The organism is Bacillus sp. MYb56 (assembly GCF_002976445.1).
GTDB lineage: Bacteria > Bacillota > Bacilli > Bacillales > Bacillaceae_G > Bacillus_A > Bacillus_A mycoides.
Map to the genome: position 1 here is coordinate 34,319 of NZ_PCOH01000033.1, position 16,826 is coordinate 51,144.

Genomic DNA, 16,826 nt, shown 5'->3' on the forward strand with positions numbered 1-16,826 from the left:
AGATACAAGATGTCAAATGCATATGAAGAATACATGCGTCAAATGGTAATTCCAATGCGCCAAGAGTTAGTGCGTTCTGGATTTGAAGAGTTAACTACAGAAGAAGCTGTAACAGAATTTATGGAGAATGCATCAGGTACAACTTTAGTAGTTGTAAACTCTGTTTGTGGTTGTGCAGCTGGTTTAGCACGCCCATCAGCAGGTCAAGCGGTTGTACGTGCTGAAAAACAACCTGATCATCTTGTAACTGTATTTGCAGGTCAAGATAAAGATGCTACTGTAAAAATGCGTGAATACTTCGGAGAAATTCCTCCATCTTCACCATCTATGGCATTACTAAAAGGAAAAGAAGTTGTTCACTTCATTCACCGTCATGAAATTGAAGGCGCAACAATGGACGAAATTATTACAAACTTAGAACAAGCTTTCGAAAAGAATTGCTAAAGTAGGGGGAGAGTGAATCTCCCTCTTTTCTTTATATAGAGGTGAAAAAATGATAGTAACAACAGCAGGAAGAACAAATAAAGAAATGAAAGATTATGCAAACAAGGTAGCAGCAGAATTAAATCTTTCTTTCGTTAAACGTAATGACATACCAGTACATAAACTGCATGAGCAGTATGAACAAGATGTACTTGTCGTAGGGAAAAATCGATTAGCCATTTATCCAAAAGGTACGGAAGAGTCGTTTTTCTTTCATCCAAACTCAGCGATGTTTCGTGTGAAAAGGTTAATGCGCGGAGAACATGATCCATTTATACAAGCTGCTAAATTAGAGAGCGGAATGACAGTATTAGATTGTACGCTCGGTATGGCATCAGATAGTATTGTAGCTAGTTATGTTGTTGGTGAAAGTGGAAAAGTAACAGGGCTTGAAGGAAACGAATATATGTCTTACATCATGGGAAAAGGCTTGCAAACATGGTCTTCATCCGTTTCTGAAATCGATGAAGCAATGCAAAGAATCGATGTAAAGCAAACAGAGCATTTTGCATTTTTAAAACAATGTGAAGATAATAGTTATGACGTTGTTTACCTTGATCCAATGTTTGAAGAAACTGTCATAGAATCAGATGGAATTAAAGGATTAAAACACTTCGCTTTGTATCATGATATTACTGACGAAACAATTGCGGAAGCGAAGCGTGTGGCGAGAAAGCGTGTCGTTCTGAAAGATCATTTTCGTAGTTCTAGATTTGAAAAACATAATTTTCACGTATACAAAAGAAAAAGTGCTAAGTTTCACTTTGGTGTAATTGACCCTTGCTAATTGTTTGAAAAGATGTATAATAAGCAATAATTAATTAAATATACTGTCTGTGATGAAGAGAGTAATCTTTTTCAGAAGGAAAGCGAGCTAGGGATGGTGTGAGCCTAGTGCAGAAGAAAAAGATGAAGCGCACTTCGGAGACGCTTCTTGAACGAATAGTAGAGTAAGCCGAGGCCCCCTGTCCTCGTTATAAACGGGAAAGTGGTTCGAAATGAACAACAAGGGTGGTACCACGGGTTAAAACTCGTCTCTTTTTTAGAGACGAGTTTTTTGTGTTTTAAAAAATAAGGAGGTTATAGTATGAATTATAAAACGCAGTTTGCGAAAAGTTTATCGAATATTTTTACGAATGAATTAACAAAAAATCAAATTTTAGATTTAATCGAAACACCAAAACAAGATGAATTCGGAGATGCAGCGTTCCCATGCTTTTCACTAGCGAAGCAATATAAAAAATCACCAGCTATTATAGCGAAGGAATTGGCGGAGAAATTAAATGATCCGTTCTTTACGAAAGTAGAGGCTGTGGGTCCTTATGTAAATGTATTTTTTAATCGTGAAACAGTAAGTGATAAAGTATTAAAAACGATTTTAGCGGAGAAAGAAGAGTACGGTCAAAATCACTTTGGATGTGAAAAAACGGTAGTTATCGATTATTCCTCTCCTAATATCGCGAAACCTTTTTCAATGGGGCATTTACGTTCTACAATGATTGGTAATTCGCTGAAACATATCGCCGAAAAATGTGGGTATGAAGTTGTCGGAATCAATTATATTGGCGATTGGGGCACGCAGTTTGGAAAGTTAATTACTGCATATAAAAAATGGGGAAATGAAGAAGTTGTTAAAGAGGATCCAATTCGTGAGTTATTTAAGTTATATGTTCAGTTTCATGAAGAAGCAAAAGAGAACAAAGAACTAGAAGAAGAAGGACGCTCATGGTTTAAAAAACTAGAAGAAGGAAATGAAGAAGCAGTCGAACTTTGGAATTGGTTCCGTCATGAGTCTTTAAAAGAATTTTCTCGTATTTATGAACTTCTCGGTGTGGAATTTACAAACTTTCAAGGAGAAGCTTTCTATAACGATAAAATGGAAGACTTTATTGGGATTTTAGAAGAGTACGACTTACTGGAAGAATCAGAAGGGGCATTAGTCGTTAATTTAGAAGAAGAAGGTATGCCGCCATGTTTAATTAGAAAATCAGATGGTGCTACCATTTACGCAACACGTGATTTAACAGCGGCATTGTATCGTCAAAACACATACGAATTTGATAAAGCGTTATATGTTGTAGGCCCAGAACAAAGCTTACATTTCAATCAATTTTTCACTGTATTAAAAAAGCTTGGTTATGACTGGGTCGATGGTATGGAACATGTACCGTTCGGGTTCATATTAAAAGATGGTAAGAAAATGTCGACACGTAAGGGCAGAATTATTTTATTGGAAGAAGTGTTAGAAGAAGCTGTTGCGCTTGCGGAACAAAATATTGAAGAGAAAAATCCGAATTTAAAACAAAAAGAAGAAGTGGCAAAACAAGTCGGTATTGGAGCAGTTATCTTCCACGATTTAAAAAATGAGCGTATGCATAATATCGAATTCTCATTAGAAAATATGTTGAAATTTGAAGGAGAAACAGGACCATATGTGCAGTACACACATGCGCGTGCCTGCTCTATTTTAAGAAAAGAAAGTGTAGAATTTGAAACGTGTACTTTTGAATTAAAAGACGATTACAGCTGGAGTGTAGTAAAATTACTCAATAAATTCCCGCAAGCAATTGAAGCGGCCTTCAACAAAAATGAGCCATCTATTATTTCAAAATACGTATTAGATGTAGCGCAAGCGTTCAATAAATATTATGGAAATGTTCGTATATTAGAAGAGAGCGAAGAGAAAGAGAGTAGACTCGCATTAGCTTATGCTGTGACGGTTGTATTAAAAGAGGGATTACGTTTACTTGGGGTAGGGGCACCTGAGGAGATGTAAAATAAAAATTTTGTAACAAAAAGGCAAATCAGACGGTCATTAACCTGATTTGTCTTTTTGTATTTTCTTAAATAAATTCTTATTTATAAAGTGTTATACGCTACGAAGTGTAAGAATTCTATAATTTTGTTACGAAATCAATTAAAATATTTGTAGAGAGGATGGTTCGTATTGATTCGAAGTTTTATTTTAAATATTCCTTGTCATAGACTACCGGAAAGGAGTTTTCTTAAACTACAAAAATACATGCCTTTATGTGCGCGATGCACAGGTATGTTTATTGGTTTATGTATGTTTCCAATTTACTTTTTAATAACACCTTCGTTTAGTCTCTCATTAATGCTATCCTTTTTTGCTCAAATTCCATTATTAATTGATGGATTCACCCAAAAGTGGAAATGGCGAAGCAGCACAAATTTGCTAAGAGTAACTACTGGCTTATTAAGCGGTAATGGTATGGGACTATTTATTGCATCTAGTATTATATGGATTCCATCTTAAACCACATATCAACGGAGGTAGCTACTTACATGTTTTGGATTTACATAATTCTAATTTTTATAGCAGGTGGAAGTGGAATTGGTTTTATCATTCATGAAAAATATATAGAAGCAACAATAGCTTTTGTTATTTGCGTATTATTTATGGTGCTACTATATTTTTATTTAAAAAGAAGCAAAAAAAAGAGAAATTTAGATTGTGACGTAATAGATTGTACCGATTGCTCAGATTGTGATTGTACTATCTAAACTTCTATGTATTTCTTTTTTATGAAAAGGATTATATATCGTTTCAGGTATGTAATCCTTTTTATTTTTTTAAAAAAATTAGTTTGTCAAATAGGTGGAGAGTAAAGAACATGTACGATTTAACGCAATAATTAGAACTAAACATCTCTAAAAATATTAGAAACATAGGAATACGTTTATTGAATGGAGAACTTTAGTTTTGTATATAAAAGGAGGTGTTGGACTTGGAAGAGTATGATTGGAATAGTAAGCTAGCGTATTTAAGAAATACGAGAGATTTATATTATAACGATGATTATTTAAGTTTTTTAGTAAATACAGTTTGGAAGATTTCTGAGCCAGTACATATTGTTGATTACGGTTGTGGGTATGGCTACTTAGGTTTAATTTTGTTGCCGTTACTTCCAAATGGATCAAAGTATATAGGTATTGATAGCGGGGAAGCATTAATAGCTGAAGCGAGAGAGTTGTTTCGTTCGCTTCCATATGAATCAGAATTTATTGAAGGAGATGCTACAGAAATTGAATTGGAAAATAAATATGATATAGCAATCTGTCATGCCTTCTTATTACATATGAATTCACCCAAAGCAATGTTGCAAAAAATGATAAATTTGATTAAGGAGGGCGGACATGTTATTTGTTTTGAACCACATTGGATTTCTAATATGTCCTCATACACGCTAGACGGATTAATTCAATCGGAAATTATCCAGCTTGGTGTTTTGCAGAAGTTATTTGAAGAAGATGTACACAGAAGTGGTAGAGATGGCAATATTGGCATGAAAATACCAATGTATTTAAGTGAATTAGGTGTTAAAAATATTGAATGTAGAGTAAGTGATAAAGTGAATTATTTAGATTCTAATTTAAATCAAAATGATAAGCAAGGATTATATAATTCTCTAAAAGAAGAGGGGATTGCTAGTAATCCAGGTGAAAAACAACAATTTATAGACCGTTTAATGAGTCGGGGCTTAACATTTGCTGATGCACTCGCTCAATATGAAGCAGAACTACGATTTTTTGAAATGTTTCATATACATGCATCTTTAGTATATGCTCCGAATATGAAAATTACATTTGGTGAAATAAAGAAGTAAATATCATATTAGAAAAGTAAGGGAGAAGGAGAATTGCTACATTTCTAATATGGATAGGTTATCATTATTATCAAGATTTTTCGGTGAATCGATATATCTTATCAAATCGTTAATATAATTTCATCCACTGAATGAAGGCTCAAAAAAGAAGATAAAACCCATCTTCGAATAATACATGTTATTTCATCAAATTAAACAAAATAACGAGAAAAAGTATCGTTTTTAAGATATTTAGTTATAAACTTGAATAATATTAAATAATATCGTTCATTATATGAGGTTTTAGTTGAATGCATACTATATGATGTGTAAAATCTAAGCAAGTAGGTTAGAATACTGCTTGCAAATGGCAGTATAAATAATAATTTGAGGTGAATGCATGCTAGATTTTAAGCAATTAGAGATTTGTTTGAAAGAAAAGAGATTCGTAGATGGATTACATGAGATAAATAATGAAATTGCGCATATAAAAGAAACGAATAAGTTATCATACGTGAAGAACTGGCTTTCTAACGTCTCGTCACCTAAGGAGTTTGATACATTAATTCGTCTTGCTGATGAAGGTTTGATGCATCAATATAGCTCCTTTTTAATTCGTTATACTTATAAAAAATTCCCAAATATGAGAACGCTCTCTTTATATTGTGATGAATTAATTGATGAGCGTAAAATCCTTGATGCTGAACAATTGTTAAAAGCCTCTTTGGAAAAGGTAAATGAAGAGGAAACTGATGCGGATGTTTTAACGAAAGCATACTTTACGTTAGTTAGATGTTTGCTAGATATGAAGCGAAATGAAGAGGCCTATGCCTATATGCAAAGGGCGGAAAAATATAGTACGCGTGCAGTTTTTGATAAATGGGGTTACTTATATATACAGACTGGTGAGTGGGAGAAGGCAGAGGAACAACTTTTATTCGGTCAGCAGCATAAAGATTGTGAAGAGTTAGCTACGTACTTATTGGCGCAATTATATGCATATAAAGGTGAACAGCAGCGAGCGTTACAACTCATTAATGATGCGATTGCAAAGTTCCCTCAAGTACCATATTTCTATTTTGAAAAAGTAAAATATTTATTAGATTTAGAGCGCTATGAAGAAATGTTAGCGGTAATAGATAAAATCAATCATATGCTTCCGCATCATGCATATACAACTTATTTTATACATTTACGTGCAGAAGCATTTTATAAAATGAATAATATTCACGATTTGCAAGCACTATTGAAAAGTGAAAAGAGTTTGAAAAATTCTCTATATCATCATATAGAAAAAAATCCTGATGGAAAAAAGGTTCGTTTACCGATAGTTCCGGTTGTACAAAAGGATAACTATTGCGTTCCGACAAGTTTGGAAATGATGTTAGGGGTATGGGGAGAAAAACGTACGCAAGATGAAATTGCTCAACATATTTTTGATGTAACAGGTTCTAAGTTTTCAGATACAGTTACATATATAGAAGAGCAAGGTTACGAATATCGTTATTTTCAAGGGAATGAGGAAAATTATAAGAGATTACTCAATCAAGGTATTCCCGTTTTATTAAGTATAGATATTGAGCACGCTTCCCATGTACAAGTGCTTTCTGGTTATGACGATGTACTGCAAGCTTTTTATATTCAAGATCCGAATTTCTTGGAACCGATTCTTGTGGAATATGATAAGTTGCAAGAAAAATATCGTTATACAGATTGTTTAGCTATTACGTTTATACCAAAAGATAGAATGGAACAACTTTCATTTTTAAATGAGGAAGAACACACTTATTATAAAACAATCTTTTCTCTTACAGATCATTTAGGTGAGCAAGATAAAGAGGGAATTGAAAAATTAGTACTATTTTTAAAAGAAACAAGTGAAAATCCAAACACTTGGTTATATACGATTAAACATTTAGATGCTGAAGTAGATAAAGATTTTATTCAGTTTTGTATAGAAAAATTAATGAAAAAGTTTCCGAGCTCTGACTTTGTGAAATTGCATAGTGCACAGTGTTTTATTCGTCTGCAGGATATGGAAAAAGCAGGACAGATGCTTCAAAGTGTGGAGAAGAAAAGCAATCAAGCGTTGTATCATTTTATAAATGGACGTTATTCTTTTGAGCAAGATAATTATGCAGAATCGATTGCTAGTTTTCGTTCATCATTACAATTGGATGCAGATCAACCAGTTGCGTGGAGTTTCTTAGCATTATCATACATGTATATGGATCAATCCGAAAAGGGGCTAGAGTATTCTCTAACAGCTATAGAACGTAGTCCAGAAAGGTTTACACTTGTAAATCACGGTTTAATTTTAATAGATTTAGAACGATATGAAGAAGCATATGGATTCTTTAATGATTTATTAAAAGAATATAAATATGAAGCGCACATATGGTATGAACGTGCAAGATGTGCTCAGTATTTAGGGAAAGTGTATTTGGCGGTAAAAGGACTTAAAGTGGCGATTCAATTAGATAAAACAGCAGCCTATTTATATACGAAGCTTTCGGAAATCTATGAATCGGATTTGGATGATGAGAAAAATACGAAGGAAATTCTATTACAAGGAATTCAAAATTGTGAAGATCAGGCGTCTTTATATGTTCGTTTAGGAGATTTTCATTTTCAAAATGATGAACTTGAAGAAGCGGAAACTATATATAAGCGTTCTTTAGAAGAAAATAATGAAGATGTATATTCTCATTTCGGTTTAATTCAAGTTTATATGGCAAAGGAACAATATAAGGATGCAAAAAACTATATTGTCAGTATTAATAAGCAATTTGAAGACAATCAAGATTTCCTTATGAATGCTGGTATGGTGTTATGGGATGCTGAAATGGCATTAGGTGAGGATGAAAAAGAGTTAAAACTTGCACTTTCTAAATTAGAGAACGGTATACGAAGCGTATACGCTAATATAGCGAGCGTGTTGGATGAGTATGTAAATCGAATAAAAGACACAGCTTTTGTGCAACGAGGCATAGCATTTTTAAGAACGTTAGAAAAAGAAAAAGAGGATGTAATTGAATACGGTTGTTACGCAGGTGTTTTATATGAATCTATTGGACAGTATGATCAGGCGATAAAACGGTATAATGATGCACTTAAGAAAAAACAAGATTCATTGCCGTATTTCCGTATCGGTGAAACATTCATGGCGTTAGGGCAATTTCAAGAAGCGAAGCATGCGTATGAAACATGTTTAGAAATGGATAAGAACTTCTTAGGTGTACATTTGCAGCTTGCTGAAATATACGAAAAAGAAGAGAATCGTTCCAAAGAACAAAAGCATATGGTCCAGGCGATGAAAGAAGAACCAATGCATATAAATATGGAATATTTAGCGCAGCTTTCAGTAGAAATGAATCTTCAGGAAGAATTGCTAGTTGAACTAGAAAAATTGGAGGAAGAAGTTCCTGAAACATGGCGTTTAGATGCGATTGCATACGTGTTTGGCGCGATGAATGACATAGATAAAGAAAAAGAATATATCGAATGCGCAATGAAAATAGATGAAGCGCATGTGGAAGTACTATATCATTATGCGAAATTGCTAGTTAAAAAGCAGAATGCAGAAGCAATCGAAGTTGCGCTGAAAGTAATGCATAAAGATTTGGAAAGTGAACGTATTTTTGGTGTGTACGTAAAAGCAATGGAACAACATAAAAAATTATCCCAAATACGAGACGTACTTCATACGCTAAAGGTGAAAAAAGCAGAAAGAAGTACAGCGTTTATGTATGCAGCTACTGCGGTTGCCGAAAGATTAGTAGAAAGGCAACAAAATGAGCAACCGAAAAAATCTATATTTACAAGAGCATTTTATCGTATGAAAAATCGTGCGAAGGAAATTTCAATGATTACAGTTATTATTGATTTATTTGAAATCTCCTTAAAGTTAAATCCGAAAAATAGTATGGCAGCGCAGCGTTTCGCAATATTTTATGAGAATGCGGCGATGAATAAAGAAGCTATAGAGGTTTTACAAACATCGTTAGAAAATAAGTGGGATTATGATGTAGCGAAGCAACTTGTAAATCTTTTCATTGAGTGTGAAGAAGAAGATATGTTACGAGACGCTTTTGAATTAACGAAACAAATGGTCCGAGAGCTACCGGATGATTATGATACTCTTCTTTTACAAGCGAATGTATTATGTAAGCTAGGCGAAGAAAGAAAAGCCGAAAAAATTTACTTGCAATTAATTGAGAAAACACCATTTGTAAGTAGAGGATTCCTTGCTTTAGCAGAAATATATCAAAGTCAAGAGAGAATTGAGGACGCGATTCAGTTATTAGAAGACGCTTCTGTATATCATCCGAATGAAACGGCAATTCTTCTTGCTTTAGCATCTTCGTATCATAGAGCTGGGCAAACGACAAAGGCAGAAAAAATAACAAGTGAAATATTAGCAATTGATGCTACTGACTTGTTAGCAAGATACGATCATGCTTGTTATTTAACATCATTAAACAGAAATGAAGAGGCAAGAGATGAACTTGAAATTGTGCTTCGTGAAGATGAAACAGGATTTTTCGCTGAACTTGCAGAGGAAGATGAAGATTTAGCAGGATTGCGAGAATTTGAAAAGTAATTGTATAAGAATAGAGAAAAAGGGTATAAATAAAAATATATTTCGAATTAGTTGACAATTAATTGTTTAATGGCATAAAATAACTTTTAATAAAGTATACAAATCTGAAGACGAGAAAGAGTAAAATAGTGAGCTGTTCTCCAGAGAGCCGGTGTATTGCTGAAAGCCGGTGTGCAGACGTTATTTGAAAATCATCTCCGAGGAGCCGTGGCTGAATAAAGTAAGCTCGGACGGATGTCTACCGTTACAAAGAACGCGTATATTAGTACGTTGCTAAGTGCTATTAGTGAAAAGCTAATAGAATTAGGGTGGTAACGCGGGTAAACCCGTCCCTACTTCATAGGGGCGGTTTTTTTGTGTGCTTTTAAAACATTCAAAGGAGTGATTGTAGATGAAGAAAGTAGATGTAAAAGAGTCGGCTGTAGGGAGAGAAACACGTATTCGTAAGCAGTGGAACGAACAGGGCATTTTTGAACAATCAATTCAGAATAGAGAAGGCGCACAATCGTTTGTGTTTTATGAAGGACCACCAACGGCGAACGGTTTACCACACGTCGGCCATGCACTTGGTCGGGCAATTAAAGATTTAGTAGCAAGATATAAAACGATGGCTGGATATAAAGTGTTAAGAAAAGCTGGCTGGGATACACATGGATTACCTGTAGAATTAGGCGTCGAAAAACAACTTGGTATTTCAGGTAAGCATGAGATTGAAGAGTACGGCATTGAGCCATTTATTCAAAAGTGTAAAGAGAGTGTATTCACGTATGAGAAGCAGTGGCGTGAATTTACGGAGAGCATTGGATATTGGGTAGATATGGATGATCCATACGTTACTCTAGAGAATCCATATATCGAAAGTGTATGGAATATTTTAGGGACGATTCATGAAAAAGGTTTGTTATATAAAGGACATAGAGTTTCTCCATACTGTCCAAGCTGTCAAACATCGCTTAGTTCACATGAAGTTGCACAAGGATATAAAACAGTGAAAGATTTAAGCGCAACGGTTAAGTTTAAAGTAAAAGATAGTGAAAATGAATATTTCCTTGGATGGACGACAACGCCGTGGACACTTCCAGCGAATGTTGCACTTGCCGTACATCCAAATATGGAATACGTTAAAGCGAAACAAGAAGGGTATGTATACATTGTTGCGAAAGAGCGTGTACAAGAAGTATTAAAAGAAAACTATGAAGTATTATCTGTTCACAAAGGCGAAGAATTAGTAAACATATCTTATACAGCACCGTTTCCGATGAAGGAAGTTACAAATGGGTACCACGTAATTGCAGCAGATTTTGTAACAGCAGATAGTGGTACAGGACTCGTTCATATCGCTCCAGCATATGGGGAGGACGATTATAAAGTCGTTCAAAGTGAAGGATTGTCGTTCTTACATGTTGTAGATGAGAAAGGTGAGTATACGGATGCAGTACCATTTCTTAAAGGTAAGTTTGTAAAAGATTGTGACGTTGATATCGTTCGTTATTTAGCGAAAGAAGGTTTGCTATATCATAAAGAAAAATATGAACATAGCTATCCGCATTGCTGGCGCTGTGATTCACCATTACTTTATTATGCAGGAGAAAGCTGGTTAATCCGAACAACTGAGATTAAAGAAACATTTTTACGAAATAATGATTCTGTTAAGTGGTATCCAGACCATATGAAGCATGGACGGTTTGGTAAGTTTTTAGAAAACATGGTGGACTGGAATATTAGCCGGAATAGATATTGGGGAACACCTTTAAACGTATGGGAATGTGAAAGCTGCGATCATCAATTCGCACCGAAAAGCATTGCCGAATTAAGAAAGCATAGTACGAAAGAAACACCTGAAGATTTAGAATTGCATAAGCCGTATGTAGATGAAGTGCAAGTTTGCTGCGAAAAATGCGGAAGTACAATGAATCGCACACCAGAAGTAATCGATGTTTGGTTTGATAGTGGTTCCATGCCGTTTGCACAATATCATTATCCATTTGAAAATAAAGAGTTATTTGAAGAACAGTTTCCAGCAGATGTTATTGCAGAAGGCATTGATCAAACACGCGGATGGTTTTATAGTTTATTAGCCGTATCAGCGCTATATACAGGGAAAGTACCATATAAACGAGTGTTATCACTAGGGCATGTTCTAGACGAGGAAGGACAGAAAATGTCTAAAAGTAAAGGAAATGCACTAGATCCAGTTGATTTAGTAAATCAGTTTGGTGCAGATGCTTTAAGATGGGCTCTACTTGTTGACAGTGCTCCGTGGAATGCAAAGCGTTTTTCTGAAAGAACAGTACTGGAAGCAAAATCTAAATTTGTAGATACGTTAGTCAATGTATATAGCTTCTACGTTTTATATGCAAAGTTAGATGAGTATAATCCGAAAGAAAAGTATGAAGTTAAACGTACGAAATTAGATGAATGGGTATTATCAAGATTGCATAGCACAACGAAAAAAGTGAGAACAGCACTTGATGATTATCAATTTACGAATGCAGCTCGTGAAATCGCGGCGCTTGTAGATGAAGTCAGTAACTGGTACGTAAGACGATCACGTAATCGTTTCTGGGAATCTGGTATGAATCCTGAAAAAGCAGCTGCGTATGAAACGCTTCATGAAGTGCTTGTAACAATTAGTAAATTAATCGCACCATTTACACCGTTTGTAGCTGAGGATATTCATCTGAATTTAGAAGGAAGAAGCGTTCATTTAGCAGATTATCCGGTTGTAAACGAATCACTTATCCAGCCTGAGTTAGAAGCAGAAATGGATGCTGTTTTACAAGTTGTTGAACTTGGAAGAAGTAACCGTAATCAACATTCATTAAAAGTAAAACAGCCGTTAGCAGAACTTGTATTACTAGCGCATAATGAAAATGATATGGATTGGGAATCTTATCGTGATATCATCATGGATGAGCTAAATGTAAAAGCGTTCCATGTTGAACTCGATGAAACGAAATACACGTCCTATCAATTAAAGCTGAATTTTAAAACGGCTGGGCCGAAGTTTGGTAAAAGTGTGAATGCAGTAAATGGCTGGCTAAAACAATTATCAAAAGAAGAAGTACAACACTTTGTATCTACAGAAAGAGCAGTTTACGAAGTAGCACCAGGAGAAGAAGTAGTTGTAACAGCTGAAGATGTATTAGTAGAGAAAGTTGCGAAATCAGGATTCTCAAATACGACTAACGGTCAATATACGGTAATGTTAGATACGAATGTAACGGAAGAATTGTTACAAGAAGGAGTAGCACGTGAATTTATTCGTGCAGTTCAAGAATATCGTAAGCAGTTGAATTTACCAGTTAATTTACGAGTGGATGTAATTCTTGATACAGAAGAAGAACTACAGCAAACGTTAACGAATCATAAAGATTTATTGGAAGAAAACTTACTCGTCAAGCAATTTACATTTGGTCACTTAACGAATGAGGACGATGAACTTTCTTTAGGTGAGACAAAGATCCGAATTAAATTAAACGCGGCTAATTAAAGAAAAAAGGAAGATGGAATCATTCCAACTTCCTTTTTTGTATGAAGATAAATTAATCAGTTATTTTCCGCATAATCCATTCGATAGGTCCTCTAGAAAAGTTCCTTCGCCATAATACGCTAAATAAAATACTGAAAATGAAAAATGCAGTAGCAAATAATAAAACGAAAAGTAGTGTTTGATGTTCCATACGATTTAATACAATCAATGCACCAATACCGATAAATACATGACTTACATAATGCGTTAATGTTAATTGTCCTGTTTGTATAATGGAAGTAACAAACCAATTATTTTCATATTTTTCAGCAATGTAGAGGCAAATTATTAATATAGCAATAGCAGATCCTGTAGCGGATGCGACGTATAATATATTGGGCAAAATGGGTCCTGTGTTAAACAAAAATGTAGCTGCCTCTTTGCCGATGTATGGAATAAAGAAGTGTGTAAGTCCTTTTGATAAAAGTTCTGTCAGTATTGTGATTATAATACTAAGTAAGAGTAATCTTTCTCTAATATTTTTATTATGAAGATCTAATCTGCCAATTATCATACCGATTAAGAAGAAAGAAAACCATGGGAAAATAGGGTGATAGCCATTAAAAAATAAGTTGCGAAGAAAACCTGTTAAGGTCCAAAAGTCTATATAGTTTATAAATGGGATTGTGCCTCCCCATCCTTCGAAGGCGTTGAAAGTAAGTTGGAGATATTGTGCAGCAAGTAAAATAATGATAGAAAGCCATATTAGTATAGTTCTTCGTACAGTAATTAGTAATGCAGCGATGAAAAGGTAAACGCCGTAGTAGTGTAAAATATCACCCGTCCATTCCATTACATACAATAATAATCCTAAAATAAATAAGAATAGTGATCGTTTCCAAATCAATATTCGGCTGGTATTGATTTTTATTTTCTCTTGGCTAGCAACAGATGATTTAGTCATTAAAGTTATGCCAATCCCAGCAAGTATAACAAACAAGGCAGAAGCTCTACCTTCAAAAAGTGTTATAAAGGTTTTTAACAGAGGAGGTCCATTTCCTTCCGCCCCTGTTATCACCATGAAATTAACTAGTAACATTCCAAATATTGCCCACGCTCTAGCAAAATCTAAGCCGATAATGCGCTTTTTTGTATTCACTTCAATCCCTGCTTTCAAAAATGCTATTTACAGCTTCAATCCATATTTGTTTATAATCCATATCTAAATGTAACATCATAAAATTCCCAATATTATCAAGAACTAATGTTAACATATGAGCTTTTGAAACTAGATTTTTATTTTGAATGAGTTGAAGTTCATTTGCTTTTGTTAGGAGTGATTCAAATCCGTTTAAATATTCTGTTTGTACAGTTAGTAATCGATCTTTGTACATATCGTTTCTTGAAGATAGTAATACATATTCTTGTAATACAAGATTAAAATAAGGATCTTTCTGTTGTTCGTCTATCATTTTAAAGCCAATTTCAACACATTTCTCAATGAAATTCTCTTTCGTAAATTCTTCTGTATGAAAGAATGAGGAGAACTGCATCGCTGCACATAATTCATTAAAAATACTTTCAATTAATGCATCTTTAGATTTAAAGTAATAATAAATAGATGGCTTGGCAATACCAACTTCTTCAGCAATCATTGTATAGGTCGTTTTGGCAATGCCGTGACCGGCAAATAGTCGATAACTTGCTTCGACTATGGAAGAGAGTGTTTCTTCACTTTTGCTCATGATAAGTCCTCCTAATAAAAAAGGTTACATAAATCGTATCATTCATTAATATTATTTTCAACCTACCGTTAGGTAAAAAATAACTTATTTTTTACACATTACTTTAAAAAGCATAAGGTAAAGAAATTTACAAAAGAAATATATTTCTACAGTATTTTTCTCGTTTTACACATAAATATTGAGAAAATTTCACTTACCCAAAATGTAAAGGTAATAGAATTGTTTGTATAGAATTACTTGTAGATTCACTTTATTTCGTTACTTGTGGACAGGAATAGCCTTATAGGAATGGGGTAAAGTTTTCAATTTATTAGGGGGAGTGGTTTTATGTTAAACAAAAAAATGGTGGCAATGGCAATGACTGTGCCATTAGTAATGGGGACAATTTCTACTGTTTCAGCACTGGAAAAACAACAGCAAGTAAAGCTAGAAGCTTATTCACCACAGAAAAAAGCAATTGAATATTTAAAAGGACATGCTACGGAATATGGATTGAAGGCAGACCTTTCAGACTTGCAATATATTTCTACAACAGAAACATCAGTAGCTTCATATGTTAGGTTCCAACAAGTGGTCAATGGTGCGCCTGTATTTTCAAAACAAATTACAGTTACTCTTAACGGAGAGGGAAAAGGCTTACTTGCGGTTTCTGATTATCAGCCTGTTACAGGTGTGAAGGAAGTTACGAAAAAAATTAGTGAAAAAGATGCAGAACAAAAATCGATGGCGTATGTTGGAGGAGAAAGTGAGCAAAACTTATGGGCTCCTACAGAAAAAGAATTCGGATATATTGTTGAAGAGGGAGTCGCTATTCCTGTATATAAAGTGGTAGTCCATTCTAATAATCCATTCGGTGCATGGGAAACATTCATTGATGCGGAAAATGGAAAGTTAATTAAAAAAGTTGATATAAACCGAAAAGCAGAAGGAACAGGAAAAGTATTTTTACCTAACCCTGTCGTATCTAGTGGAAGTTTAGCAGGGTTAAAAGATAATAATGATGCAGATTCAACAGCATTAACGAATCAATTGAAAACTGTTACGTTAAAAGGTTTAGATGGTACAGGATTTTTAATTGGTGAGTATGTTACGATTTCTTCAAAAGCGAAGACGAAATCTACAAACTTACAATTTAACTATACACGTGCAAATGATAGTTTTGAAGATGTTATGTCATATTATTATATTGATACATTACAGCGTTACATTCAAGGATTAGGCTTTCAAAATATTAATAAACGTTCGATTAAAGTGAATGTAAATGGTACAACTGACGATAATTCATTCTATTCTCCATCAACGAAAGCTTTAACCTTCGGTACTGGCGGAGTAGATGATGCAGAAGATGCTGGCATTATTGCGCATGAATATGGTCATTCTATTCAAGATAATCAAGTGCCAGGCTTCGGAAGTTCACCAGAAGGTGGAGCGATGGGAGAAGGATTTGGAGACTTCTTAGGTGCTACTTATGAAGATGCAGTTTCGACAACAGGATACGGGAAAGCATGTATTGGAGAATGGGATGCGGCTGCTTATTCTAGTTCAGATCCGACGTGCTTACGCCGATTAGATACGAATAAAGTATACCCGAAAGATATAACGAATGAAGTGCATAATGATGGGGAAATTTGGGCTCAAGGTCAATACGAAATGGCGCAATCTTTTGGACGTGATGTAGCAACAAAAATTATTTTACAATCACATTGGTCATTAACGCCAAATGCGAAATTCCGTGATGGAGCGAAAGCAATTAAGCAAGCGGATGCTCTTTTATACGGCGGACAACATGCCGCGGAAATCGATCGAATTTGGACAGCGAGAGGAATTAGTACGAATTAATATAAAAAGTCGTGGCGTTTAATGAAGTGACCCCCGAAAGTTAGACAGGTCGTTTCATTAGGCAGCCTCTAGGGTAT

At 34.7% G+C, this 16,826-nt stretch carries 11 protein-coding genes and 2 other annotated features; of the genes, 9 read left to right on the forward strand and 2 right to left on the reverse strand.

Features of this window, described 5'->3' with window-relative positions; translation table 11 throughout:
• The first annotated feature begins 9 nt into the window (after positions 1 to 9).
• The 8 genes from CQ058_RS26335 (at position 10) to ileS (ending at position 13,186) form a co-directional block, all read left to right on the forward strand.
• A complete protein-coding gene (locus tag CQ058_RS26335) occupies positions 10 to 444 on the forward strand; it encodes a BrxA/BrxB family bacilliredoxin (protein WP_002012568.1) in 435 nt (144 codons plus the stop codon).
• A gap of 49 nt (positions 445 to 493) precedes the next feature.
• Positions 494 to 1,270: a class I SAM-dependent methyltransferase gene (locus tag CQ058_RS26340; RefSeq protein ID WP_002141576.1), complete on the forward strand. Its 777-nt coding sequence runs from the start codon at positions 494 to 496 to the stop codon at positions 1,268 to 1,270.
• Positions 1,271 to 1,310: 40 nt separating this feature from the next.
• Positions 1,311 to 1,525, forward strand: a binding site (T-box leader).
• A 45-nt stretch (positions 1,526 to 1,570) separates the two neighbouring features.
• The gene (argS, locus tag CQ058_RS26345) at positions 1,571 to 3,259 is read left to right on the forward strand and encodes an arginine--tRNA ligase (RefSeq protein WP_002189450.1); all 1,689 of its coding nucleotides are present in this window, start codon (positions 1,571 to 1,573) and stop codon (positions 3,257 to 3,259) included.
• A 171-nt stretch (positions 3,260 to 3,430) separates the two neighbouring features.
• Positions 3,431 to 3,760, forward strand: coding sequence for a DUF2085 domain-containing protein (locus tag CQ058_RS26350; protein WP_002189451.1), 330 nt, complete (start codon positions 3,431 to 3,433; stop codon positions 3,758 to 3,760).
• A gap of 29 nt (positions 3,761 to 3,789) precedes the next feature.
• The gene (locus tag CQ058_RS26355) at positions 3,790 to 4,008 is read left to right on the forward strand and encodes a hypothetical protein (protein WP_002189452.1); all 219 of its coding nucleotides are present in this window, start codon (positions 3,790 to 3,792) and stop codon (positions 4,006 to 4,008) included.
• Between the two features lie 224 nt (positions 4,009 to 4,232).
• Entirely contained in the window at positions 4,233 to 5,111 is an 879-nt protein-coding gene (locus tag CQ058_RS26360; RefSeq protein ID WP_002189453.1) for a class I SAM-dependent methyltransferase, read from the forward strand.
• Positions 5,112 to 5,490: 379 nt separating this feature from the next.
• Positions 5,491 to 9,693, forward strand: a complete 4,203-nt coding sequence (locus CQ058_RS26365) for a bacteriocin-processing peptidase family protein (RefSeq protein WP_105590057.1) — start codon at positions 5,491 to 5,493, stop codon at positions 9,691 to 9,693.
• A gap of 98 nt (positions 9,694 to 9,791) precedes the next feature.
• Positions 9,792 to 10,030 (forward strand) — a binding site (T-box leader).
• A 54-nt stretch (positions 10,031 to 10,084) separates the two neighbouring features.
• Complete coding sequence (ileS, locus tag CQ058_RS26370) at positions 10,085 to 13,186, forward strand: isoleucine--tRNA ligase (RefSeq protein WP_002189455.1); 3,102 nt, start codon at positions 10,085 to 10,087, stop codon at positions 13,184 to 13,186.
• Positions 13,187 to 13,238: 52 nt separating this feature from the next.
• Here ileS and CQ058_RS26375 read toward each other — a convergent pair whose 3' ends face one another.
• Together CQ058_RS26375 and CQ058_RS26380 are read right to left on the reverse strand one after the other, a co-directional pair.
• Complete coding sequence (locus tag CQ058_RS26375; RefSeq protein WP_142396411.1) at positions 13,239 to 14,324, reverse strand: DUF418 domain-containing protein; 1,086 nt, start codon at positions 14,322 to 14,324, stop codon at positions 13,239 to 13,241.
• A 1-nt stretch (position 14,325) separates the two neighbouring features.
• Entirely contained in the window at positions 14,326 to 14,910 is a 585-nt protein-coding gene (locus CQ058_RS26380) for a TetR/AcrR family transcriptional regulator (RefSeq protein WP_105590059.1), read from the reverse strand.
• A gap of 327 nt (positions 14,911 to 15,237) precedes the next feature.
• Between CQ058_RS26380 and CQ058_RS26385 the strand changes: the two genes are divergently transcribed.
• Entirely contained in the window at positions 15,238 to 16,749 is a 1,512-nt protein-coding gene (locus CQ058_RS26385) for a M36 family metallopeptidase (RefSeq protein ID WP_105590060.1), read from the forward strand.
• The last annotated feature ends 77 nt before the right edge of the window (positions 16,750 to 16,826 follow it).